Origin of the sequence: Pantoea sp. X85, from assembly GCF_029623675.1 — a bacterium.
GTDB lineage: Bacteria > Pseudomonadota > Gammaproteobacteria > Enterobacterales > Enterobacteriaceae > Pantoea > Pantoea leporis.
On sequence record NZ_CP121108.1, the window covers coordinates 2,909,814 to 2,933,281 of the forward strand.

The 23,468-nt window shown below is 52.8% G+C and carries 34 protein-coding genes; all 34 read right to left on the minus strand.

Going from position 1 to position 23,468, the window contains the following annotated elements; translation table 11 throughout:
• Window position 1: 1 nt before the first annotated feature.
• The 34 genes from P6287_RS13435 to P6287_RS13600 all read right to left on the minus strand — a co-directional run bounded on the left by P6287_RS13435 (window position 2) and on the right by P6287_RS13600 (window position 23,439).
• The gene (locus P6287_RS13435; protein ID WP_277973867.1) at window positions 2-3,460 is read right to left on the minus strand and encodes a tape measure protein; all 3,459 of its coding nucleotides are present in this window, start codon (window positions 3,458-3,460) and stop codon (window positions 2-4) included.
• 43 nt (window positions 3,461-3,503) lie between these two features.
• Window positions 3,504-4,181, minus strand: coding sequence for a DUF6246 family protein (locus P6287_RS13440; RefSeq protein ID WP_277973868.1), 678 nt, complete (start codon window positions 4,179-4,181; stop codon window positions 3,504-3,506).
• Between the two features lie 59 nt (window positions 4,182-4,240).
• Window positions 4,241-4,987: an Ig-like domain-containing protein gene (locus P6287_RS13445; RefSeq protein WP_192233194.1), complete on the minus strand. Its 747-nt coding sequence runs from the start codon at window positions 4,985-4,987 to the stop codon at window positions 4,241-4,243.
• 26 nt (window positions 4,988-5,013) lie between these two features.
• Window positions 5,014-5,397 carry a hypothetical protein gene (locus P6287_RS13450; protein ID WP_277973869.1) on the minus strand — a complete coding sequence of 128 codons (384 nt, stop codon included), beginning with the start codon at window positions 5,395-5,397 and terminating at the stop codon, window positions 5,014-5,016.
• Window positions 5,394-5,762, minus strand: a complete 369-nt coding sequence (locus P6287_RS13455) for an HK97 gp10 family phage protein (RefSeq protein WP_277973870.1) — start codon at window positions 5,760-5,762, stop codon at window positions 5,394-5,396. Before P6287_RS13455 ends, P6287_RS13450 begins: the two co-directional genes overlap by 4 nt.
• Before the next feature lie 2 nt (window positions 5,763-5,764).
• Window positions 5,765-6,112, minus strand: a complete 348-nt coding sequence (locus P6287_RS13460; RefSeq protein WP_277973871.1) for a hypothetical protein — start codon at window positions 6,110-6,112, stop codon at window positions 5,765-5,767.
• A gap of 1 nt (window position 6,113) precedes the next feature.
• Window positions 6,114-6,281 (minus strand): hypothetical protein, encoded by a 168-nt coding sequence (locus P6287_RS13465; protein ID WP_277973872.1) that lies wholly within the window; start codon window positions 6,279-6,281, stop codon window positions 6,114-6,116.
• A complete protein-coding gene (locus P6287_RS13470; RefSeq protein WP_277973873.1) occupies window positions 6,278-6,679 on the minus strand; it encodes a hypothetical protein in 402 nt (133 codons plus the stop codon). The genes P6287_RS13465 and P6287_RS13470 overlap by 4 nt, the downstream gene beginning before the upstream one ends.
• 57 nt (window positions 6,680-6,736) lie before the next feature.
• Complete coding sequence (locus P6287_RS13475; protein WP_277973874.1) at window positions 6,737-7,033, minus strand: hypothetical protein; 297 nt, start codon at window positions 7,031-7,033, stop codon at window positions 6,737-6,739.
• Window positions 7,034-7,042: 9 nt separating this feature from the next.
• The gene (locus P6287_RS13480) at window positions 7,043-8,140 is read right to left on the minus strand and encodes a major capsid protein (RefSeq protein WP_277973875.1); all 1,098 of its coding nucleotides are present in this window, start codon (window positions 8,138-8,140) and stop codon (window positions 7,043-7,045) included.
• 14 nt (window positions 8,141-8,154) lie between these two features.
• The gene (locus tag P6287_RS13485) at window positions 8,155-8,607 is read right to left on the minus strand and encodes a hypothetical protein (RefSeq protein ID WP_277973876.1); all 453 of its coding nucleotides are present in this window, start codon (window positions 8,605-8,607) and stop codon (window positions 8,155-8,157) included.
• Window positions 8,607-9,881, minus strand: a complete 1,275-nt coding sequence (locus P6287_RS13490) for a hypothetical protein (RefSeq protein ID WP_277974934.1) — start codon at window positions 9,879-9,881, stop codon at window positions 8,607-8,609. The genes P6287_RS13485 and P6287_RS13490 overlap by 1 nt, the downstream gene beginning before the upstream one ends.
• A gap of 13 nt (window positions 9,882-9,894) precedes the next feature.
• Window positions 9,895-10,857, minus strand: a complete 963-nt coding sequence (locus tag P6287_RS13495) for a phage minor head protein (RefSeq protein ID WP_277973877.1) — start codon at window positions 10,855-10,857, stop codon at window positions 9,895-9,897.
• Window positions 10,808-12,145, minus strand: coding sequence for a DUF1073 domain-containing protein (locus tag P6287_RS13500; RefSeq protein WP_277973878.1), 1,338 nt, complete (start codon window positions 12,143-12,145; stop codon window positions 10,808-10,810). Before P6287_RS13500 ends, P6287_RS13495 begins: the two co-directional genes overlap by 50 nt.
• A gap of 18 nt (window positions 12,146-12,163) precedes the next feature.
• A complete protein-coding gene (locus P6287_RS13505; RefSeq protein WP_277973879.1) occupies window positions 12,164-13,417 on the minus strand; it encodes a phage terminase large subunit in 1,254 nt (417 codons plus the stop codon).
• Complete coding sequence (locus P6287_RS13510) at window positions 13,414-13,848, minus strand: ubiquitin carboxyl-hydrolase (protein WP_277973880.1); 435 nt, start codon at window positions 13,846-13,848, stop codon at window positions 13,414-13,416. The genes P6287_RS13505 and P6287_RS13510 overlap by 4 nt, the downstream gene beginning before the upstream one ends.
• A gap of 202 nt (window positions 13,849-14,050) precedes the next feature.
• Entirely contained in the window at window positions 14,051-14,245 is a 195-nt protein-coding gene (locus P6287_RS13515) for a hypothetical protein (RefSeq protein ID WP_277973881.1), read from the minus strand.
• 59 nt (window positions 14,246-14,304) lie between these two features.
• Window positions 14,305-14,589, minus strand: a complete 285-nt coding sequence (locus tag P6287_RS13520; RefSeq protein WP_277973882.1) for a hypothetical protein — start codon at window positions 14,587-14,589, stop codon at window positions 14,305-14,307.
• Between the two features lie 195 nt (window positions 14,590-14,784).
• Window positions 14,785-15,177: a lysis protein gene (locus P6287_RS13525; RefSeq protein WP_277973883.1), complete on the minus strand. Its 393-nt coding sequence runs from the start codon at window positions 15,175-15,177 to the stop codon at window positions 14,785-14,787.
• A 55-nt stretch (window positions 15,178-15,232) separates the two neighbouring features.
• On the minus strand, window positions 15,233-15,736 hold the full coding sequence (locus P6287_RS13530; RefSeq protein WP_277973884.1) for a lysozyme: 504 nt from the start codon (window positions 15,734-15,736) through the stop codon (window positions 15,233-15,235).
• A 4-nt stretch (window positions 15,737-15,740) separates the two neighbouring features.
• Window positions 15,741-15,983: a phage holin gene (locus P6287_RS13535; RefSeq protein ID WP_224934050.1), complete on the minus strand. Its 243-nt coding sequence runs from the start codon at window positions 15,981-15,983 to the stop codon at window positions 15,741-15,743.
• A gap of 725 nt (window positions 15,984-16,708) precedes the next feature.
• Window positions 16,709-17,197, minus strand: coding sequence for an antiterminator Q family protein (locus tag P6287_RS13540; protein WP_277973885.1), 489 nt, complete (start codon window positions 17,195-17,197; stop codon window positions 16,709-16,711).
• 111 nt (window positions 17,198-17,308) lie between these two features.
• Complete coding sequence (locus P6287_RS13545) at window positions 17,309-17,674, minus strand: RusA family crossover junction endodeoxyribonuclease (RefSeq protein ID WP_277973886.1); 366 nt, start codon at window positions 17,672-17,674, stop codon at window positions 17,309-17,311.
• On the minus strand, window positions 17,671-17,961 hold the full coding sequence (locus P6287_RS13550) for a DUF1364 domain-containing protein (protein ID WP_277973887.1): 291 nt from the start codon (window positions 17,959-17,961) through the stop codon (window positions 17,671-17,673). Before P6287_RS13550 ends, P6287_RS13545 begins: the two co-directional genes overlap by 4 nt.
• Before the next feature lie 572 nt (window positions 17,962-18,533).
• Window positions 18,534-18,728 (minus strand): hypothetical protein, encoded by a 195-nt coding sequence (locus P6287_RS13555; protein ID WP_222182475.1) that lies wholly within the window; start codon window positions 18,726-18,728, stop codon window positions 18,534-18,536.
• A 3-nt stretch (window positions 18,729-18,731) separates the two neighbouring features.
• Window positions 18,732-19,160, minus strand: a complete 429-nt coding sequence (locus P6287_RS13560; RefSeq protein ID WP_277973888.1) for a recombination protein NinB — start codon at window positions 19,158-19,160, stop codon at window positions 18,732-18,734.
• The gene (locus P6287_RS13565) at window positions 19,132-19,308 is read right to left on the minus strand and encodes a hypothetical protein (RefSeq protein ID WP_277973889.1); all 177 of its coding nucleotides are present in this window, start codon (window positions 19,306-19,308) and stop codon (window positions 19,132-19,134) included. The genes P6287_RS13560 and P6287_RS13565 overlap by 29 nt, the downstream gene beginning before the upstream one ends.
• A 3-nt stretch (window positions 19,309-19,311) precedes the next feature.
• Entirely contained in the window at window positions 19,312-19,629 is a 318-nt protein-coding gene (locus P6287_RS13570) for a DUF3850 domain-containing protein (RefSeq protein ID WP_277973890.1), read from the minus strand.
• A 90-nt stretch (window positions 19,630-19,719) separates the two neighbouring features.
• Entirely contained in the window at window positions 19,720-20,187 is a 468-nt protein-coding gene (locus tag P6287_RS13575; RefSeq protein ID WP_277973891.1) for a hypothetical protein, read from the minus strand.
• Window positions 20,168-20,452, minus strand: coding sequence for a hypothetical protein (locus tag P6287_RS13580; protein WP_277973892.1), 285 nt, complete (start codon window positions 20,450-20,452; stop codon window positions 20,168-20,170). Before P6287_RS13580 ends, P6287_RS13575 begins: the two co-directional genes overlap by 20 nt.
• A gap of 51 nt (window positions 20,453-20,503) precedes the next feature.
• On the minus strand, window positions 20,504-21,889 hold the full coding sequence (locus P6287_RS13585; RefSeq protein WP_277973893.1) for a replicative DNA helicase: 1,386 nt from the start codon (window positions 21,887-21,889) through the stop codon (window positions 20,504-20,506).
• Entirely contained in the window at window positions 21,886-22,974 is a 1,089-nt protein-coding gene (locus P6287_RS13590) for a replication protein (protein ID WP_277973894.1), read from the minus strand. Before P6287_RS13590 ends, P6287_RS13585 begins: the two co-directional genes overlap by 4 nt.
• Complete coding sequence (locus P6287_RS13595; protein ID WP_277973895.1) at window positions 22,971-23,114, minus strand: hypothetical protein; 144 nt, start codon at window positions 23,112-23,114, stop codon at window positions 22,971-22,973. Before P6287_RS13595 ends, P6287_RS13590 begins: the two co-directional genes overlap by 4 nt.
• A gap of 34 nt (window positions 23,115-23,148) precedes the next feature.
• The gene (locus P6287_RS13600; RefSeq protein ID WP_277973896.1) at window positions 23,149-23,439 is read right to left on the minus strand and encodes a CII family transcriptional regulator; all 291 of its coding nucleotides are present in this window, start codon (window positions 23,437-23,439) and stop codon (window positions 23,149-23,151) included.
• Window positions 23,440-23,468: the final 29 nt, after the last annotated feature.

A 23,468-nucleotide genomic window follows, 5' to 3' on the forward strand; every position in this document is an offset into this window, starting at 1 on the left:
GTTATCCTTTTGCTTTTCGTGGAGCCTGGAAGTTATTTGTCAGCGCATTGCTGATCCTCCCACCCTGATTAAGGTCTGCAACTATCACGTCAATCGTTACACCGTTGCCGTCATTGCTTGCCTGCGCATCAACAGTCGCAGAGGTGTAGTTCTGTATATTGATGACAACACCACCGCTGGCTGAGGCACCGGCGCCTGAGCTCAGGTCTTTGTTGCTGATAACTGAGCCGTTGTCGCCGGGTATCATGTACTGGCTGCCATTGCTGGCACGGTAGATTTCAGGCATGCCACCCTCACCCACCTGATACATCGAGCCAGCTGACACTGGTCCGCCGTTCTTACGCTTTCCAGCCAACCCGCCCGCCAGCGCCATACCTGCAATCAAAGCGCCAATACCGATTATCGCCGCACCACCAAACGAACCAATTGATGCCGCCGCAGCCGCTGGCAACCATGCGACCGTAGTTGTTGCTGCAGATGCTGTGCTTGCTGCGGTAGTTGTGGCTATTCCTGCAACCGATGCGGACGTTGTGGCAGCTGTTGCTGAGATTTGAGCAGTCGAACCCATCACAGCAGATTTAACCCACTCAACGCCCATCTGGACGAAGGAGTTAATCAGGCTGTTGATAGCGTTGCTGGCGAGTGACTGCATAGCCTCTTGGGCTGTCATGCTGCCAGTAACCATTCCGGTAAAAGCGTTTGATGCATTGCCCGCCAGCGAATCAAACGAAGCTGCTACTGCTTCGTTGCCCACACTCTGATTGCGCCACATCGCCCACATTGCAGCTGTTCGCTGCTGGTCGTACTGTGTGTTCAGTGAATTGCGCAGGGCAAGGCTTTGCTGCTCGGTAAGAACTTTTTGGTTCTCGAACTGCTGGATGAGCGCTAGTTTCTGCGCATTCTCATTGGCAAGCTGCTGAACTGGATCGACAGTGCCGGCGGCGGCCTGTTGTGGAGTGACAACCTGCTCGGAGCGTATTTTCGCAAGGTTGGTCTGGTGCTGCTGCTCCAGTTGCTCAGCGGTGGCGTTATACTGCTCCTGGCTGATTTTCTTCGCGGATAATGCAGCATTCAGATCGTCTACATCCTGCTTGTAGCTGGCGTTCTCCTTCGCTTCAGGCAATAACTTCTCTGCCGCTGCCTGTGCGCGGATTGCATTGCCGGTATCCCACTTTGCAGCAGCATACTTGCCAGCCAGCTCAATATCTTTTTGAGTTGCAGCGCTGCCAAGCGATTGCTGTGCGGTAAGAATAGCCTGTTCACGACTCAGCTCACGAGTCGAATCGCCAACCAATTCTGATTGCTGCTTCAGATTAGCTAGCTTCTGAGCGACAGAATCAGCCTGTGTTTCCGCCCTCTTTCCTTCAGCTATTCCTGCGCGCGTCTCTTTGTTGCGATTTGCCTCGGCCTGCTGAAGATCGTACTGGGCCCCAGCCAGTTCTCCGGCGGTGTTAATTTGGTTTTGATTGCCACCTTTTGCGTTTGCCTCCATGCGAGCTTTGGTTACAGCACGGAGTCGCTTGTCTGTAATGGCAAGTAAGGCGTTTTCAGTTTCAAGGTCTTTGTTATAGGCATCCGCCTGATCGCTACGTGGCAGCTGCAGGCTGGTTGAGTTAAATTTCTCCTTGGCCCTGCTGGCAAAATCAATCGCATTCCCAAACTGATTCATCAGGCCAGTTGCAACGCCAGCAGCCTCACCATCTCGTTTAAGCAGGTCGATACCCTGCGCGAAGGTGCCATTCATCTGTGCGCGCAAAATGCCTGTCTTGCTAACCGTCTGACTCAGCTTGTTCTGAGCTGTCTCATTCTGCGCGAGTAGTTGGGTGTGCTCGCTCTGTGCATCTGTCAGTTCTGAAAGCGTGACTTTGTAGAGCAGGCTGCCTTCCTGAAGATAACTAAGCGTGCGGCGAAGGCGGTATTGCTGCAGCTCGTTGGATTCAAGGCTGGACTGGTTATCTTTTATCGCATCGGCCTGCGCCTTGATGGATTTGGTCGCATTGTCGATTTCAGCTGCAAGCTGAACCTGACTCATGCTCTTCATCTTGGCGATCACACCATCAAGCTTGTCAGCGAAATCGATGCTCTCCTGACGGGCCTGCTGCATTTTCTGGTAGAAGTAGAAGATGCCTGCAGCGGCAATAACCGCCAGCCCTGCCGGTCCGCCAATCAACGCAAGAGCGCCTTTGGCTAAACCGCCAATCGTGGTGGTCGCAGCAGCAGAAGCCGCAGCTGCTGTTCTGGTTGCGGCCGCTTCTGCCAGTTGCGCTTCTGCATATGCAGCCGATCTCTGAATAGCTACGGATTTAACGGCAACCAGATTTTCAAGCGCGAATGCCTCCGCTGCCGATCCTCTTGCAACGTTGTATTCAGTCTGAGCTAGCGCAAGGTTAGATAGCGCCTGCTCTTTGTCGAGACCTGCTTTCAACGCCGTCACGCGCGCGGCGTTAGCTGTAGCCGCTGCTGATTGGGCTGTCGCTGCTGTCTGAGCCTTCGCCGCCAGTGAATCATCAATGCGGGCTTTGGTTGCCAGTGCCAACGCTCCGACAAAACGGCCGCCAAAAATTACTGCAGCGACAGCAATCGCGTTGGCCACGATATCCAGATTCTGGCTGAGTGAAATCACGCCCTCGTTAAACACACGAATTGAAGTGGAAACGCTGGAGCTTTCGCCGACGAATTTAGTGATGTTGTTGGTGGCGATCGTAAACGCCTGGCCCATTGTGGTCGTGGTGTTTGCGAATTCCTTTGCGATTGCGCTGCTCTGCTTGAGCAGACCGTTAACTACCACTTCCGTTGTCAATTTACCCTGCGCAGCCATGCCACGAAGCTGGCCAATGGTGACGCCAAGAGAATCGGCAAGTGCCACCGCAAGGCGGCTACCGTTCTCGGAGATTGAGTTAAATTCCTCGCCGCGAAGGACGCCTGAAGCGAGAGCCTGTGAAAGCTGCGTCATCGTCGAGCTGGCTTCTTCTGTTGTTGCACCGGAAACCGCCAAACCTTTGTTGATTGTCGAGGTAAGTGTGATTAGGTCTTTGGTGCTTGTGCCGGCACTGCGGGTTGCACGCTCGAGGCGACCATACAAAGTTGCAGTGGCCGTCAGACTGCTCATGGTGTTTTGGGAAATGTCGAAAACGCGCTGAGTCACTTCAGCCAGTGATTCGTTGGCCCTGACTGAGTTAGCCAGCTTGTTGTTGACCGTTACCCACTCATTGCCATACGCGGCTACCTGCTGAACAGAAATGGCCGCGATAACACCACGGGCAACTGCGCTCAGGTTGGACATGGTGCGCTGCATTGAAGCGACTGAGCGCTCCGCTCGCGTTACCGTGGCATCAAGACGACCAACAGTTCCGTTCATGCCACTAAGCGCGGCGTCTACTTCGCGACGAGCCGCCAGCAGGCGAGCGGTGTCCATATCCACTTCATAGATGATGCTGCCTGCGTTTAAAGTGCCAGCCATTCGCTATTCTCCGGGCATAAAAAAACCTGCCGGAGCAGGTTGGTTATTTTTTTGCTTTAGCGAGACGCCTCGCTTTCTTCGCCATGTAATCATCTGCCACCGCGTCATACTCATCTCGCGTAAAGCCTTTCTGGTCTGGATATTTGGCGTTCAGCATGTGCTGAAACTCAGTCATGGTCAGTCGCTCCGCCTCTTGCCGGCTAATGCCGAAGTGATTGCGTGCGGCGCTGATATATTCGAAAGCCGAGAATTCTGATGTGCCCTGGCTGCTTTCATGGCGCTGCAACTGGCGCACTTTCGCTTTACCGATGATGCCATGCGTGATGAGGGATTGGGCGATCAGCAATATCTCGAAGTCTCCCATCTTCCCGGCGCGGCGCTTGAAGGGCTTCCCCTTCGCTTTTGCAGGTCGGAACTCACCTATCAGCGATGAAATATCGCACTCACTGCACGCCTCCATCACGGTAAGAGCTGCGATCAGTGCGCGTTTGCCGTAAGTGGAGTTGCGGACATGCTCGATCAACCATGCTGGCACGTGACCATAAGCCACTACCGCGCGCTCAATCAATGGCGTCACCTCATCACTGTGCAGATCGTAAAACGCCTGCACAATCTCCTGTGGTTCGCCAATTCGCATCATGTTGGCAAAGGATGGGCGAAACATGTAATCGGCGTCCTGCGTTGAAATCAGGCATTCGCCAATCTCTTTCATCGGGGTCATAAGTTATTCCGGTAAAAATCATTCTCGGGGCCACCAGGCGGTAGCCCCTGAAATGGCAATTACGAGGCGGTGACGGTTACTGCGGTCGTGCCAACCTTCGCGCCGTCCGTGGTGGTGAACGTTGCGTTGCCGGTTCCCGCCGCTACGCCGGTGATCAGGCCTGATGTGCTGATGGTGAACTTCGATGTGTCAGAAGATGCCCACACGCCGGTTTTATCAGTCGCATCAGTTGGTGACACGGTAGCCGTCAACTGACGGGTGGCGCCCACAACTACAGAAGTGGTTGCAGGGGTCAGAGCAACGCCGGTTACCGGAACTTCGTTGTCAGTGTCGATCACCTGAATGGTGTCGGCATCTGCAACTTTGAACTCAGTAGAGAACGTGATGATGTCGTTAGTGCCGCCGTCTGAACTCAGGGCGTTAATCAGCATATAGCCGATGAATGTCACCGGGCCAAATTCCATGCGCACCCACAGCGTTGGCTGGCGAGTTGCCTGAATTTCAGTGTTGAAGTACTTAATCAGGCGGCCTACGCCGTACTGATCCAGTTTGTCATTGCGGCGCACTTCACCCTCAAAGGAAATAGTGAAGTCAGCGTTGGTAACGATGTTCTCAACGTAGCCCTTGGTGTCATCTGCATCCGAGGTCACGCTGTTTGGCGAGAAGTCGAAGCCTTTACTTGTGCCAGCGGCCAGAGCTTTCCACTCCGACTCCAGCGGTACCGCATCGGCGCAACCATCGGCTACTTCGAGCACAATGGCGCGGCCAAACAACTTGGTGTTGTCCGTTGGGCAATTTGCTGCCATGGGTAATTCCTCTTTGGTGTTATCGGCTATTCGCCGTACTTGATTGCAAACTGAAGCCGATAGACCAAGCGGCCTTCGGTGGTGAGAACTGGCGCGGGTATTCCGCCAAAGTTTTCGATATAGCCGATGCAGCTATCTGAAATGGAGTTGTTTTGAATGCTGCTGATAATCTGCTGAACGCGCTCATCGACTGCGCCGTTGGCGCCCTTCGCTCCAATCACGTCAACCATCACGTAATATTCGGCGCCCAATTCATCGCGGATTGGTGAGCCGCCATTTGGCCTGAACACCATGAATGAGTCGGTCAATTTGCCGCTGTCATTCCAGACCAGCAACTGCGTGGTAAACCCAGTGGTAAGCCCGGAATCAACAAAGTGATTGCGCACGCGCGTATGCATTGGAGGATTCAAAGTGACATCTCCTTATGGACTGAGCTATCAATCAGCGATCGCTCATCCTCAAACCCGAGTGTCAGAAACTCTTTTTTAGCCGTGGCGCGACGGAATCTCTGCGGGTTCGCTGGGTCATGGACGTAAGCTGCATAACTGGCCGTATAGCCCACGCGTCCGGTTATACGCGTACCATTCACGATGATTTCCCTAAACTGACTGTTAATCAGAAAAGAGGTGTCGATGGCGGTATAAAGCGCCGCACGAGTGGCGCCAATGAGCATTGCCACTGATAGAGCGCGAACAACACGCCGGTCCTGGATGTTATCAATAGCGCGGTTAACGTTGCGTGATACCTGCCTGATGCCTTTTACTTTCACGCCCATGGCTACACTCCAGTGATAATCGCGAAATCGTCTGCTGTGCGCTCAAAGGTGTCTGCATAGCGGATAGCCTGCATAACCTCATCGGCGCCTGCCGCAATTGGGTCAGGATTGTCAGACACTCCAATGAGCAGGTAATCGCCGGTGTCAGCCAGCGCATACTCTGTCCACACCGTGCTTTTAACCACCTTCTCACCGCCGATGTCGCCAAGCCGCTTTGAAAGCCCGCCCTGATAATCACAGGCAATCACCAGTGGCGCTTCGAACACAGGGTCGCCGTAATCATTGCTTGCGCCTGAGCGTTTCCAGATCGTCGCCTGAGCGGTGTATGACCAATTGGCTAAAGATGACATGTCATTTCCTCCAGCTGGTCACTTCGGGCTTTTGAGCAGCAATTCGCGGGCAGTTAATCACCCAATCGCCGCCGCTGTTCACGTAGCCGGTTGTCTGCCGGCCGTTTGAGGTCTTCACCCACACGCGCTCGAATGGCTTGGGCGGTTTTGATGCCAGTTGCCAGCTCATCGCTTATCACCGCACATACAACCACCCTTACCAATCCAGATTCCGGCAAACGCCTGTTGAGTCGGGTCAGGCGGTATCAATGCGGAAGCGCAACCGAACTTATCCAGCCCTCGCAGCAACCCGAGCGACCCTTTCCACCGATCGGCGAATGAGCCATAGCGGAATGACCTCGAAGCACCAGATGGGGCTGACTGAGAGCTGATGTATTTATCGCCCTGCCCCAGCCCCATCAGTCCTAACAGGTACATCTGAATCAGTAATGCTGTCGCTGGCGTGTAGTTAGCCTCCAGACATTCCTGAATGCTGTTTGCCTGTTCAACCAGCGCCGTGAGGATAAAATCTGGCAGCGTAATCCCCTGGCTCACCAGATACTCTTTTGCCTGTTCCTGGGTAACCATGAATACCTCTCAGCCCTGCCGAAACAGGGCATAAAAAAACCGCCATCTCGGCGGCTGTTATTCAGCAGGGAAAAGCTTTTCGAGTTCCCCATCTGGCAAAAGCTCCGCCAGCTTGTCGGCGCCGAGAGTGCCTTTGTACTCGATACCGAGTTCATCCAGACGTTTGGCGATCACTTCTTTGCGTGCCTGCTTATCGGTGCCAGCGTTAGGCGTCGCCGGGACCAAAGATGCTGATGCTTTATCCGAAAGCTTGCGAACATGAGATTTTAGTGAGGGATGAACCGCTTTAAGCTCGACCACGTCGCCAGATGCCACGCCGTGCCACGGCTTAATTACTTCGTATTTATCAGCCATGATTGCTCCTTAAGCTAGGTTAGCGCCGTAGACCACTCCGGACAGGCCTTCGCCATCCTTCTTAATCTGCAAACCTTCTGCAGACATGATCTGGAAGTTATAATTGCTCTGCGGCATCGGGCGCGGCAGAGGCACAACACCAACAGCCATGCCAACCAGCGGAGAAATCACGTCCTGACGACGCTCATAGGCGATGAACTCGTTGCCTGACAATGCGTAGGTCATCTGAATGGACTTAACCGGGATGAATTTGCTAATCGCATCCAGTACGGTACCGCTCAGGATTGCATTGGTGCCGGTATTGATGTCGACCAGATACGGCTTAGCCATGTTCGCCCATATTTCAGGGCTGACCCACATCTTGTCGTAAGCGGTCACTTTGTTGGTACGCGCATTCACGCCGAACGGACCAACCGGACCAAAGAACGCCAGCAGCTGCGCCGGGTTTGCTGTGGTCAGATCAATATTCGCGCCGCCCGCGCCGCTACCCAGATTAATTTTCTGAGTGTTGCGGTGGTTCTTCATACCCTGCGCTGGCAGGCCATCAACAACAATGCTCGCATCGCCATTTAGGTAGAAGTTGACGCGCTTCTTGTGGAACTTGCGCATCTTCGCGGACTGTGATTCAAGCGCCAGGTCAATACCAACAGTACTCAGGCCTGCAGCATGACGCCAGTTAACGCCATAACCAGCAGTAAATACCGGAATCGGATCGCCATCTGAACCGAATTCGGTGTGGTCAAAGGAGTAAGGAGCCTGACCATCAATGCTGATTGATACGTCTTCAGCAATGTCGCCTGAAACGTTGTAAAGCTTCGCTGTTTTGCCGATCGGCAGAACGGTTTGCACGCCCATCAAATCATTGACGATTTCCATGCCAATTTCCTGATCGCGCATCTGGATAATCTGGCGGTCAATCTCAGCCCAAAATTCGCGAGTTAAGCCGCCAATGGCATTCGCTGCCATCATTTCATGCGTCATGCGCGCACGGGTCGCGTTGACCATCATGTCGTGCTGAGCATTGAAGATGTCACGGTTAGCCCACAGCTCATTCCAGTGCCCGCGCAGTCGGCTGTTAGCAGCCAGTGTTTCAGCGGTAAAATACATTATCTATCTCCTGATTACGGGGTTACGGCAGCGGCAACAGTACCGACGCGCGTACGGACACGGATGAAATCGAAAGAGGCGGACGCAATTGTAGCTTCATCCTGGCTGTAACCAATCACCGAATCAGTGTCGTCAGTTGCCAGCGTGAAGTTGCCATTGGTGGCGAGCTTGATCGGGGAATCCTTCTCATAGGTTCCCGGCACACAGCGCAGAGCCAGCTCACGACCTTCTTCAACGTAATTACCAATAGCGGAATCACCAGCAGGCACTGCCTCGGTGATGTTTAGGCCTTGGTGATAAGCAACGTCGATGATGTAGATACGACCAGTCAGCGCGGTGGCTTGCACGAACTCATTGTCGTCATTGATGACTGCCGCGGTGCCAGGCTGCAATGCTGCAGCGGTAACGCGGGTTTCGGTCTTGTACAGAGACTGACCGTCGATATTAACGCGACGATAACGTGCCATTACGCAGCACCTCCAAAGTAAGCAGCCGGATCCGGTGCGCCGGTCACTGGTGGGTTTTTGGCATTGTTAGTACCGATGTGAGTGGCTTCACCCAGAGACTTAAACATTGCGTCCAGCGCTTCACCTGACAGAGCATTAGCGACGATTTCGCCATGCACTGCGGCGACAGCATCACGCTTGGTTTTCTCTTCAGCGCGTGAGTTGGCAGTCAGAGAGTCAGACAGGTTTTTTTGGTTGGCCTGAATGCCTGCCAGTGCTTCGGTGATAGGCTTCAGTGACGCTTCGTTATTCGCAGCGATAGCGCCGCTGACGATAGTGCCAATCTGTTCCAGTTCTTCTTTGGTTAAAGGCATATCGCCCTCCGTTTGGTGGTTTGTTGCAGGAGCGTCCTGCGGAGTAAAAAGTGATTTGAATTTGTTTGCAGCAATCGCAACCCATGATTCCTGACGAGCAACTTTTGAACCGGCATCATCGAATGTGATTTTTCCGCCGTCGCTGCTGTAACCGTAAACCTGTGCGTCGCCGCCATTACGAATCACGATCGCCTGCGAATCTGTGAAGTCAGCAATCCACGCATAGTCGTCGGGTCCGGTTACAAACTTATCGCGGGCAGCCTGTTCGATACGTCGCTCTCGCTCGCGGTATGATTCGCCAACCAGCGCACCAGAGTTGGCTTTCAGTGATTTGGCCTGGTCGGCGTTAACCATCAGGCCAACGCCCTGCTCTGGCTGCGCGGCGCCAACCTCATGCAAAAGGATCGCGTCATGGTCCATAGCGTTAATCTTCGCTACCCACTCTATGCCCTGCGCCTTCTGCTCTTCATTGGCTTCGAGCTGCTCAAGGAATACAGCAACGCTGGTATGAATTGGTGGGACATCTTCGCCGCGCTCAATGGCTGCCACGCGCTCCAGAAGCTCACGGCCGCCTTGGCTCTGGTTGGCAACAACGGTGTCTACCCACTTCTCCGCGTAGATGCGATTGCCGGATTTCTTCACGTTGCGATTCCATGCCCCGATGTGACCGGCATTGATTCCTTCAGGTGAAAAAGCTGAAACAAACTGTCCGTCTACAGTTGGGTGTCCGAGCGGTGCGAGCGTTCCTTCCAGCCCCTGATAGTGGGCGTCGATTTCTGCCGCCGAATACAGGCCGCCGTTCATCACAACGTTTGCCGGCAGCGTGTAACTTGGCAGCACCAGATGCGCACGGCCGTTATGCGTTTCGCGGCGAATAGCCTGACTGTTCACCTTTGTGGTGACGTTGACCTGCATAGTCATGGTTATCTCTCGATTAAGCCGCGTGCTTATGTCCGCAGCAGTGATGTGATTGGTTTGCGGCAAGTGATTTCCACTGCCTGAATTCTTTCTGCGCCATCTCGACGACTTTCGAATTAACCGGGTTGCCTTTGGCATCGACCAGCACCTCAACCTGCGAACACTTGCAGTTGATTGCATTTGCGCCTGTTGCGTACCACGCTCTTACGTCTTCAACGGTGTAGATGTGAGCATGACGGAACGCGTGAGACTGGCGCGTTGTCGGGCTGAGCGCAGAGAAGTGCATCAGACGGATGTTCAGCCCGAGATTTTTCTTTGCCTCGTCCGATTCATCCCATCTTGCTCTGCGCAACGCTGTAGTCAGCTCAGTGCGTGCAATCGTGTTAGCACGCCGCGTATCAATGCCTACCTGAGCTCTGAGGTTTCGAGCCACCACTGATGGGTGCAACCCGCGCCCCATGCCATCAGTCAGCACACGAGCCATGTTTCGCTTTGTCTCAGCGGACAGCCCTTTCATTTCCTCAAACTCGCGCGCGTAAACCAGCGACATTCGACGCTGATACGGCTCGCTAAGCAGAAGTGAATGAAGTGATTGCCGGTCAGCCAGGTACGTTGCTGACTGCTGTGAAAGGTTTGCAAATGTCTGTGCTGTGCCGCGAACCACCGCCGCCTCAACATAGGCCTCAGTGAACCAGTTGTGGCTCTGGTCTCCCTCAAGAAGAACAGAGTCCGTAAGCACGCTGGCATCATTGAGCGTCATGGTGAGAATCAGAGGGTCGATCTGGTATTCGTAGCTGGCGTTAACGACGAGTGTTGCTGGGAACCGGTCAAGAGCGGCTATGTAGGCTTTGCCGATCCGCTTCATGCGGCTGGCGAAATCCTTCATCGCCTTACGCTCTAACCGGTCGATGCCGGTTGGGTCTTGCTTATTACTGGGCAGGATCGCCGGTTTGGGCGTTTTCGTCCTCTTCGCCATCATCAATCTCCGGCAGTGGTTCGCTGCCGCCCGGTTCATAACCTGCAGCAACGCGAATTTCATCAACCGTGAAGACCTGCTCACCTGAAGCAAGTGAGGTCTGGTTGATGGTGCTCATTTTGGTGGCGCTATCCAGCTTGTCAGATGGTGACTGCTCGTTGAGCTCATCCCACACGATGCTGAACTTGCCGACAGGTTTGATGATTTGCAGATAGGTCAGCTTGTCGACCATGTCCTCAATATCGAACGACAGGTCGCCACGGCGTGACTGACAGCGGCCATTAAAGTAAATCTGGTCCTCAGTGCTGGCTCGCTCACCTGACTGGTTGCCAACGATGATGCGCGATGGCATGTCCACGGATGAGCTGAATGTCTTCAGGTTTACGTCATACGTTGGCGACGGGTCAGCGACGGCAGATACCAGTGGCGTAACAGTCGCGCCCTGAGTTGTCAGCGTGGTGTCATTCCCACGGTTAACCTCGACCGCCACCTCATCAAACCGAGCTTGCAGCTCATCCACGCTAACGCCATAAAGCGATGCCAGATTGTTGAAGTCGATATCTTTCTCGAAGTTAATATTGAGCTGGCGCGCGGCGTTCTTGAGGAATGACTCACCCGAACCGCCTTCAACTTTCTCCAGGCTAACGCAGGCGTTATAACCAGGCTCAAGGAAGCCGATTTCATCATCGGACATATCACCGATAATCAGCACGCGATCGGGATGAATGTTGCGCTGTGCCGTGCTGCCGTCAGATAACGATTCATTGTACTGCCACATCGTGATGGCGCCATTGTTGTCACGGCTGCCTACTTTCAATGCACTGGCCCACACCGGCGTTATCTTCTGAAGCGCCTTACCTTTGATAACTGGCTGGTCCCAATTCTTGCTGTCCCTGATGTGCAGGAGGATGCCAGCCCAGCGACCAACAAGGCGACGCGTGTCAGCTTTGGCGAAGGTTCGCCAGAATCGGTGAGTGAAGATCTGATTACTGGCCTTCTCCCATGCGGTTAACTCGCGTGAATCATCGGATTGATCACCCTCGATTACCTGAGGATTCGTTTTCCAGCAGTTTGAGACGAGCTTATTAACTGCACCGTGAGCGATACCGCCGCGGCGATAAAGTTTGTACAGGTCATCAAACGTCAGCTCGTCTTTAAAGCCGTATTCGCACCATGCGCTTTCACGCTTAGCATCCAGTCCCATGCCGGGGTTGATTAGCATGGCGCGCGCACGGGCAAGCCTGACGTCATTCAGCGCGTGATTGACGGCTAGCGTTAATTTGTCAGTCATGGTTTGTCCGTCGGTGGGTTATCTGCCTTGCAGGCGTTTTGGAATCATCATGCCCATCGTCTGAGCTTTGCGTTTGATGTGGCCGTCGAGACCGTAGCGAATCCCGTCCCAGCAGTGCTCATAACCATCCGCCAATTTCGGCAGCACCTCGCCAGTGATGCGGTCGGTTTTGTACGACCACATACGCGCTTCACGCGCCACGTTCTTGCAGCGGGGATGGATGATGATTTCGTCAAAGCCGCGAAGGTGGGCAATGCCATCCTCCACGCTGCCCTGCCACTTTTCAGCAGCTGATATTTTGAAACCCTGACGCTTGAGATAGCTGATTGTTTCGGGTCGCGCGGAGTCGGCCTTGATGGGCCATTCACGGGCGCCGGGAATCGTGTCGTAAAGCGCGGGCATGTGGTCTAGTTCGGTTTGCTGACCGTATGCCTCGTATTCGATGTAAAGCCGGTTATGCAGAATGAATGATCTGGTCAGAGTATTCGGGTCTTTGGCGAAACCAAAGTCAGCACCGAAGAACAGGCGATCGGCTTCTTGCCAAAGCGTGTCACTGAATTCAGCTATGCGGTATTTGCCGGCCAGCACCTGCTTATCTGAGTTTTCGAGATAAGCACCCTCCCACACCCATGCATAGGTTGCCGGATCGAGACGGCGCTGGTCGTTCAGGCGCTCGCCTTCCAGCACATCAGGAAACCACGGGTTGTCGGTGTAATTCATCTCGACCGTTATGCAGTCGTCACCAGCCTCTTTGCGAAAGCGTTTATCCGTGGCGCTACCATCGCGCTCCGGATTCCAAGTCACCCAAATCTCTGAGCCTTCTTCACGCACTGTCGGGTTCAGCTTCTGCCAGGCGATTTCACTGACAGATTCGGCTTCATCTACCCAGCACAACAGGATGCGTGCTTTCGACTTGATGCTGTCGAGGTTATGACGCAGCCCGGCGAAAACGTACGTCACCGTCTTGTCGATGGTGCGAATGTATTTTTCACCAATGTCGAAGTTCGAAGCCAGCCACGGTACTGACAGGATCGCCTGCTTCACTTCCTGCATACTGGACTCTTCCAGCGAGTTCATAAACTCACGCGCACACAGGATTACGCCGCTCTCGCCATTCATCATTGCCTGATAAGCCTTCACGGCTGTCATCAGTGCGAATGTGCGCGTCTTGGCGCTGCCACGACCACCATGTGAGCAGCGATAACGTTTACCGACTGCAGTGAACAGTGGAGCTAGTTTCGCAGGGATCGGAAGTTGAACGGCTTCACTCATGCTTTTGGCTCAACAGGTAGAAGCTGGATGGTTGTCGGCTTGGTCGCCATGCTGCCATCTGACGATTTGTGGTCGATTTCCTGACTGACCTTGTCGCCGTACTTCTTCGGATTCATGCGGGCTAATGCCCACTTGCGGGTGTCGATGCGCAATCGCGCTTTACCTACCGCTGCGGCCTCTTCAGCAACATTATCGGCAATATCGAACATCTCTTCGAAAATCGCATCGGCGCGCGTCTCAGTGGCTTTTGCGTACTGGTCACGAAACTCAGAGTGTTCAGCAAGCCAGCGGAAGACAGAAGTCTTACTTGGCATGCCCGGTCGCTCACAAACTTTGCGTAAGCTTTCACCGTTGGCAAGCAGTGAACAGATGTCAGCAGCCACCTCTGGTAGATAATCAGAAGGGCGGCCAGTTTTAGCTTTGGTCGCCATGCTTTCTCCTGTCTCCTATGAGAGACAAATGCCTCCTTGAGATTAACCACTTCAATAGAACACAAGTGCTACTCGCCCAGCGCAGTGGCTTTCGTATCTATATGTAGTGGAAAAGGAGGTTTAATGGATTGGGAAAATTTGGTTTGGTTGGCACAGTTCGCCACAGCGATCAATGCAATCGTGGGTGTGATTTGTGAATACGCTAGCTATCGGATTGCACTTCTTCGGGCACGTACTCCATCTTCTGCACGTCATCCGGCGCGAGGTATACCCAAGCGCCATCTTCCTGAGCGACACCAATGAAGCCGTTTACGATTTCAGGTTGTGATCTGTTCATCAGGCCAATGTGAGTTTCACCTGACTTTGTTGTTACTGTGATGCGGTAGGTGTCAGTCATATTGGCTCCAATAAAAAACCGCCCGGAGGCGGTTTAGTTTCGATGTGTGAGATGTGGCCTTAAAGTCCAACTTCTGTGTATGCGCTGTGAAGCATGGGCTCTTCGCTCTTTTTGAACGTCGTACTCAGCCTAAGTTGCCTCATGTAGGCTGCATGAAGCGCGAATATCTCTTTATAAACACCGGCAGCTGCTTTTGTTCGAACTGAGCATGAGGCATAAGAAATGATCGCAGACTCGGCGCTAGTAGCATCAGCCATGCCTCTCATCTCATCACTCTTGTTGAGCAGCGTCAGGACAGTCTGCATCGAACTGATCTGTTTTCTTATTTCTTCCAGTTGCTGCATGAGCGACAACTTCCTAGCGAAATTTTTGTAAGTCGCAAGATTACTATTAAGAATGCTCCGATTGAAGAGAGAAATTCTCACAAGGTATGAAGAAATTTCTCAACACTCTGTTACCTGTTGATCTTCAATTGAAAAATTTCTTTTCATTAAGCTTACAAATCAGAACGTTTCTATACGAATGTTTGCGGGTTTAGATTATCTGATGCACTGCTCAATGATGTACTCCTGCAGGTATCTCACTTTGGCCTGGTCGCTGATGATTCCGGCTCGGATATCAAGAACGTTTGATCCAGCACGTGGAGAGAGTTCGATGGTTCCTGCATTGCCCACGCCGCCGGCGCTGGAGGTTTCGTTCTTACACTCGCCTGCGACCCGCACCCGGCTACCATTAGCCAGCTTAGCGCGAAGCCTGTCATTTTCAGCATTCGCATCTGCTAATTCCTTCGTGTATTTGGCATCAAGCGCAGCAACGTCACGCTGACGCACCTGCATGTCATCAATGGTGGCATTAGCCCGCTTAAGCGCATCAGACGCTTTATCACGCTGCGCTTTATAGTCGATGGCGTTGCCACGGTAGTAGAGGGCCATGCTTCCAGCGGCAATTGTGCCTGCCAGCAAGAAAAGTAGCAGCCCTATAGTCGCCTTAGATATCATTTGCGCTTTCCGCCAGGCAGAGAGAACGCTCCATATCGCGGCGGTTCATCAGGCCTTTCCACTTCATGCCACCGGCATATACCCAGCGGCGGAGCTCTTCGCATGCTCCAGCCTGGTCTCCAGCGTTAAGCTTTTTCAGCAGCGTGGATTTGGAGAAGGCAGATGCGCCTACGTTATAAGTGAAGCTGTATAGCGCGGCGCGGGGATATTCACCCAGCGGCACCTTGATCATGGAATCGACCGCCTTCTTAACTGGCTGCAGGTCACTCCACATCAGGCGGTCGCATTCGCGGTCGGTATACTTCTTTCCCTTCACGATGTCAGCACCGGTATGGCCATCGCAGACAGTCCATACCCCAGCCACATCTTTGTAGGGCTCGTACACTCGTCCTTCTACCCCATCCTTTCCGCCGAGGAATACCGTTGCGATAAGCATGGCTCCGCCGCCTGCAGCAGCAATAAGCCTGTTGCGCAGTGTGTTAGACATTGCCATTGGTTTAATCCTCGGTGAGGTCGGGCGCGGTAGGCCAGCGCTGCAGCGCTTTAATCTGCGCCATTGTGGCCTTGCGTTTGTAATACCAGTTGATGCCGAGCGTGAATAGCGCAACCAGAATACCGGCCAGCACGCCAACAGCACTCCATTCATCGGGACTTAGCCGGGTCAGCAGACCGTTGGCAATTGTCCCGGCAGATGCGCCGTATGCCGCGCCCGATGCCAGTTTGCTCATATCGATACTCATATACACCTCGCTGTTCGCTTGGTGCCGCCTGTAGTCGTAAGAAAAGTGCGCGCATCCCCACACAGCAACGAGAGTCTGAATAAGTTTTGGGATGGCGCAAAAAAGAAAAGGCCAGCTCTATGGCTGACCTTTGAGTAATCTCAGGCAATCGCAAAAATGCCTGATTTTGAGATTTGGTTGTGGAGCGACAGCACGGGGAGCATCGAACTCACCATCTGCTTCTACCTATCGCCGGATCGGCAGCAGCCGTTTTGCTCGGTTAAACTACGGTACTGTTCTCCACAACAGGTAGATTACTGAGTGATCATCATAACTTCAATGATTTCGGGCTAGTTGCTGGATGCCGCAGTTTCGAACCGTCCAGCGCGGAAGCCTCATGACCCATCAGCCGCGTTGGTTCCCGCATCATCCTTTCAGATGCGGGGCATTCCAGCTGGCTGCCAGAATCCAGAAAAACAAAAAGCCCCATCGGTTAAGACGGGGCTTTCGGCCTGATATGCGAGATGAATGATTGGACTAAAGAACAATACACATCAGGCGATTCACTTTTTACAAAAACTTTTTTCGGGTGTCAATATCGCAAAAAAGCCCCGCTAGCTGGTGAGGCTACGAGGCTCTTTAACTATCTCACTGTGATGGAATTTGTCGCTGCTGGCTCATTTAAGAACACTTACGGCATCTTACATCCAAATTGTGGCTCATTGGCTCAATGGAGTCAACCCCTACTATGCGACTTTTCTAATTTTCACTACACGTTTGCGATCGTTGAATGCATTTAGCAACGGGGTGTAGAGAAGATACAAACTCGCATTGAGTATTTCGTCCACTTCTCGCCGGCAAGTAATCATCGATGGTATGCGATAGCTTTCACCACCGCGACCCGACATTTTGCGAGGACTTGCGCACTTGTGATAGTAAGATGCGATCGCACGCTTGGAAGAGCCGTGAGCGTAGTAACTGAGCAGGATGCCAAGTGCTTTCTTATCGATGCACATGACGGAGTCCACGACCTGAGAAATCAAGAGTCCGTCATCATCGTTGCACATTGGCCGGTATGGATATGATTGTGGTTCAACAGTAGCCATGTATTGCGCTATGACGCTGGTCATGCGCTTTTCCAGCCTTCCTGAATACACCCACGCTCCCCACAGTTCTAACCAGCCATTCAGCCAGTCATGCTGCTCTTTGCTGAGATTAAGCTCGCGTACTGGCATGTTTTACCCCCATGATTTTCGCTGTGTTACGCAATATGCGGTAGTTGATTTCGAACATGCGGCGGGCGCGGTACATACGCAGCAACTGCCACTTCTGTCTGAGGTAGTCGGTCATGCGGCCTGCTCCAATTCTGTGATGATGATTTCCAACCTGCCGCCCTTTACCACTTCGCAGCGCACCATGCGCACGTCATCAATCAGGCTGTCGTCAGCTATGACGCCTGCTTGTGTGAGCGAGTCGAGGGGTGCTTTGAAAAGGTTGTCTAGGTCGCGCCGGGCGCGTGTAGGTGGATATGCGAGAATTTTTACTTTCAGCCTGCCGGCCAGTTGGAATTGCTGATTTGCATCGGTGATTTGCTGAGTTACTGCTGAGGTGTATTCCCTTCCCTTTTTGCTTTTTATCTTTCGACCGCGGAACACTGAGAAGAGGTTATTATTTCCGGGCGGCCACGGTAGCGTAAGCCTGTATTCGTTCATCGCTTAAGCTTCCCCTCCTGCAGTAATGCGCTCTGCGTTCTGATAACGCCCTCAAGGTGAGCAAGTCGTGTCTCTGTCACTTCGCAGTGGCGCGTACGGCGATCTATTTCGTCGTGACACGCTGAACAGGCCCACGCGCCGAAAAGGTCATCAGGCTTCATTCCGGTTCCGCAAATGCCGGGCATGCGGTAATGCGCCAGCACCACTGTCTCTGAGTTGCCGTTGCATATGCCAATCAACCTCACCTGGCATTCTCTCCCGCGGGCTTCATTGCGTAATTTGGTCATCGTCCACTCCCATTTTCCCATTCGGATCGCTTTCTACCCATGCATCTACGCAGGCAGCGCAGCAGTAAACTTCCTGCGTGGTGAGTAACGCAGGACAGCCAACGCACCTGATAACAGGCGTATCGCCAGATGGCGTGGAGTGGGACGTATTCGAAGTGTTCTGCATACCAGGCATCCTCTTCGCATGTGTGGCAGCTTATGCCGTGAAAGTGCTTATCTTCACTGGTGAGGATGGTGTGGCAGCGGTGGCAGCGTTCTCTCATCGCGTGAACCTCACTCTGTTAGCCACAGATTGGCGCAGCCCTTCCAGATAGCTGAAAGTGGTTACTTGGGATTCGGTGGGTTGTGGCTGGCGCTTCTTGCGGGGTGATTTGGTGTCGTAGATGGCGTGGTTTTCGTAGCGTTCCCAGATGGATTTGCGTCTCTTCATCTCGCCCTCGCACACATATGGCGGCATGTATCGATGCTGCACCCCATTCGCTGGCTGATGATTGCGTATGTCAGCCCCATTTTTCTCAGCTTCCCTACCTTGTTGCACTCTTCCTGTGTGTGGTGTTGGTATCTGCCTTTGCTCATGCTGCGCACCTGTATTCAGTGGTTACGGTTCCCGGCGTGCCGGTGGTGAACATTGCGTTGCGATCGGGATGCTCTGGCTTCACTTCCATCAGCCCGTCAAAGCGTTGGTAAACGCAGTGAGGTTTCTTATGGACGTACGCCAGCCACGCAGCTTCTTCGATGGCTGCGCCAATATCGGTAAAGGGTGTCATTTATTAACTTCCGAAGCGTGAGGCCCACTCAGCAGCGCGTGCTGATTCATCGCTGAATCTGACGTTATGCTCTGCGCCGAATGCGTGGATGATGGTTATCAGGTCGCGCATCTCGCCGACGCGCATCTTGCTGGTTGACTGGCCCAGCACTACAAAGCCGCCGTCGATACCCGGCACGGTTTCCTGCTTCTTCAGCGCGGCGCTGAAAACGTGCTTCCAGCTCTCCGAGTCCAGCTTTCGCCCATACCAGACAACCTGTGATGAAACGTCATGCAGGCAAGCCCAAAGCATGCGGTTCTGCGCAAGGCTGCGGGTGTCTTCCTGGATAGTTACTTGCAGAGGTTTGTCGGTATCGGTGGGTAATTGCTGGATGACGCTGATGCAGCGTTGCCGGACGTTGCTGTTACGCAACAGGTAACGTTGTGTCTCCATGCTTGGCCTCAATCATTTTCTGCAACAATGCCAAAGCCTCATCAGCGATGCGCTTAGTCTCTGGTGTAGGGTTGGTGTCGTGGATGCTGTCGATTAGTTCGTAGAGATTGCGGAGTGGGTCTTTGCGGATAGGGATTACGTTGTTCATGAATCACCACATTAAGTCATCGTGCGCCGGCTCCGAATCGTCCATGCTCAGTAGCACATAGCCAGGTAGGTAAGCAGAGACATCCGCAATATGTGAAATCTTTCGGATAGCAAATCTGCCAGTGAAATTGTGTCCGTCCCACTCGCAAAGATTGAGTGTGTCGCCCTGCTGGTAGTTTCGGTCATTTTTTCGAAGCTCTGCCCGCTTGATGCCTGCATCAACTGGAGCAAAGTGCTCTGGAAGAATTTTTAAGTGATGCTCCACTTTGGTTTCCCCCTCTCCACTTTCACGGCAATCATCGCCGGTGGTTTGGATTGTCATGATTTCTCCTGTTTAGCTCGGGACAGCCATTCAGCGTGACGACGTTTGAGAGTCTCCCAGTGATATCGAATCACGTGTTCATTGAAGAAATTACTCATCCTTCCCTCCCATCATTTCAATCACCCGATAGGCGATGATGTCGTTTGCTCCGCCTCTCCACCACCAAGTGTGCATGTCAGCTTTGCAGCGGATTACTCGACCTCCTCTCTGCCGGATTTCTACATCTGAGTTACCTGGTAATTTGCAGGCACCACCACCCCACTCAATCCAGTCATCATTTTCAATCTGGCGGTAGGTGTCCGTTGTGGTCTGCGGTGCCAGCATGAATAACGGTCCGGGTTTCAGGTCAAATCGGCGCAACTGGACGCTGCACTTTCTCTCTTCGCTTGGATGATTCCATGCAACCACATCAGCCACTGGTTCGGCTTCCAGCACCTGCAGGGCAATCTCAAGGGCTTGCAGGATTTGCTTTCCCTCTTCCAGCAAGTGACCTTGAATATTTAGTGATTTGAAGTGCGTCAGAATCTCCCTGCACTTCTCAGCGGTTATTTTGTTCATTGGCGACTCCTTGGTTAGCTGCTAATCCGCACTCCTGAAACCAGTAAGATACAGCGTGCTCAAGAGCCGCCTTGGCTTGAAGGTCATTTGGCCTGTTTCTGAGGCGCGTTTTGAGCCCAGGCAGATTGGCATAAACGCAAACGTTGCCAAATTCAGAATTAACGACGTCTGGGCTAATGCTTCCCACGCACCACTTACCAACCATCAGGTTCTCACCGCGAGCATATTTTTGCTCCTGTGGTACCCATTTAAATTCGATACTCAAAATCCACCTCCACCCTTAGTTTTGCTCTTGCCGCCTTTTTCGGAACGGGAATCAACATTCAATTTCATGCTCATATCCCTCTTGGTTAATCTGACTGAGATTGACCGGATCCAGCCCGGATAATGCGCTGCTGAAGTAATACGGCTTTTCGGCGCCCGGAACGTGGCGTGATTTGGTGCAGATGATTTCAGTGATGCCTTTGAATTCGGTCTGCGGGTTGTATTTGTCGTCGCGATAAACCATGAAAATTACGTCAGCCTCTTGCTCGATAACGCCTGATTCACGCAGGTCAGAGTTGACCGGGCGTTTATTGGCTCGTTGCTCAAGGTTTCGGTTTAACTGCGCCAGTGCGATGACAGGGCAACGCAACTCCTTAGCGAGGTTTTTCAGGCCGGTGGCGATCTCCCCTACTGACTGATTCATGTTTTCCGGGTTTGTCATTTTCATCTTCTGGAGGTAATCCACGATGATCACACCCAGCCCGCCAGTTTGCTTATGCATGCGCCTCGCTTCAGAGCGAATCTGATGGACGCTTAATGCTGTCTTGTCGTTAATGTGAATTGGCGCCCCCTGAAAATCCTGAAGAGCCATGCTTAGCTTTGCCCACGCCGCATCACAAGCGATTTTGTCGCCCTCGTTGAGAAGTTGCTCTTTGCTGATCCGGGCGCGGTGGTAAGCGATGCGCTGGGAAATCTGCTCGATAGGCATTTCAAGGCTGAAGAACAGCACAGGCTTTTTGCTGTGAAGCGCCACACACTCTGTCACCGTTGTGCTGAACATGGTTTTACCCATGCCTGGCCGACCGCCAACCACGATGAAATCGGTGTTATTGAAGCCGCCAAATGCATCGTCGATTGTCTTCATACCGAGCTGGGTGCGGTGCTTCCAGATGTCGCCGTTAATGATCGACTCAATCTCGTTGATGGAGATGTTGATGCCGTCCATGATGTGACGTGTTCCGTCATCCTGCTGCGTCTCAATGGCGCCAATCTCCGATTGAATGCTGCCGATGATATCTACCAGCGGAACAATACCCGGGTCCTGCAGTTTGCTTATGCCGGCGTTCAGCGTTGCCTGCGCACGACGACCAAGCGTTAACTCTTTTAGCTTCGCACTGTAGGCGCCAAGGTTGCGCGCGGATGGAGTGTTTTTGGTGATTTCAGCAAGGTATGCGAAGCCGCCAGCCATATCGATTTCACCGGTTTGCTCCAGTTCGGCACTGAGCGTCAGCAGGTCGATTTTGGCGCCACTCAGGTGCAGTCGCTTTATGGCCCCGATTACCAAGCGGTGTGATGAGCTGGTGAAGTCATCAGCCGTCAGGTTCTCGATTGCGTCCATCGCGCTGTCCTGCAAATCCTCGATTGAGGATGCCAGCATCATTGAACCAATAACGCTCTGTTCAACGTACATGTCTGAATATCTGGTAATTTGATTCATGCCATCACTCCCTGTTTTGACTGCTTGTACTCGCGGCGGGCTTGCTCGTAGACCTTCGCCCAGTTTTTGGCATCGAGGATCCAGTCCAGTGTCAGCCATGTTTTTTCATGTAATCCGTCACACAGCTTGGATTTGCGGATCAGGTCGAACACGGTGGCGATGTGCTTCACTTCGCGCCATGCGCCGTTATTGGTTTTCCCATTCCACACGCGCTCCATTCCACGGTATGCCGGCCGCGATTTGTTCCATTCATGTGATTCCACTGCTCGCTCCGGGAATTTGGCATTCCAGAGATTGACCAGTTCGTCATGGGGGCATGGCGCCGGGTTGCGTTCTGTGCAGTCATTCCATTTGAGGGCGTCAGACAGGTAGGTATCGAACCGCGTCATGCGGCACAGGTTGTTTGGCGATGGTTTGTTCTTCCAGACCTTGAATGCCCACTCCGTTACCAGCTTGACCTCTTCAGCGCTGTAACAAACACCTTTGGCTTTCACAGTGCTAAGGGCTTTTTCAAACGGGGCTGTTGATGAGCATCTGCTGTCGGTCGTCTGGTTATAAAAATCCAGACATTCCTGAGCGAGATCTGAATCGCCCCCTTGGGGGGTTAGGGGGGTATTTTCTTTTGTATTTAAAGAATGTCTTTTGTGTGTCTCTGACTTAGAGACTCGCGCTGTCTCTAGATTAGAGACTTTTTTTGTCTCCAGATTAGAGACAAGGTTGCTAACTTGGAGACTCTTGCTGAAATGCCACGCTGAAACCTCCTTGTTAATGCCGATTTGATTGCCATTTCTGAACAGGCAATTCATTTCCAGCAGCTCTTTTTTCGCCTTGTTCACGTTCTGGCGAGAGATGCCGGTAATGGCAGATATTTGCTCATCAGCGATGCGATCTGACTTCTTGTTGAAACCATATGTCTTGCGCATATAGGCAAGCATTATCTTCAACTGGCGAGCGGTCAGATCAGCGCTTGCAATGGCTTCCAGGAGCTCGTTAGCGACTTTGGTATAACCATCATCGATATCGACCACTCTGCGCTCCACGGGCTGCTGATTGGCCCCGAAATTTGCATAGGCTACGTTGTTCATTTTGCCCTCTCCTTCGCTCTGTGCTCTTCCAGAATTTGCTTCAACTTCTCAGCCACCTTCGGGTTGAACGCTTTGCAGAATTCGATGCGGGCAAGGTTTTTGTGCATTTCTGCCTGGTACACGACGTGTTTCTTTGTCATAATTACCCCTGTGATTTGATCCAGTCATTTCGCATCAGGCCGAGAATGAGTTACCGCTCATCTCGGTCTTTTCTTTGCCCAAAATCAGGGCCACTTCTTTCGCCACTGCTTTAGCCAGTTGCGCTGCGTCGTCATCAACAATCCCGTATTCCAGAATGTCGATTGCCATGCTCATCTGCCGGAAGAAATTTTTCTTCATGCGGCTGACCTGGTACTCGGCGATACCCAGCCTTTCAGCGAAGGTTTTCTGGCTGATTGATGCCAGCTTATTCAGCAGCGCCGACTCGATGCGGCGTGCGTTCTTGCTTTGAGTTGCTTGTTCCATAGTTGATACTTGTCCTTGTTAGTTAATTG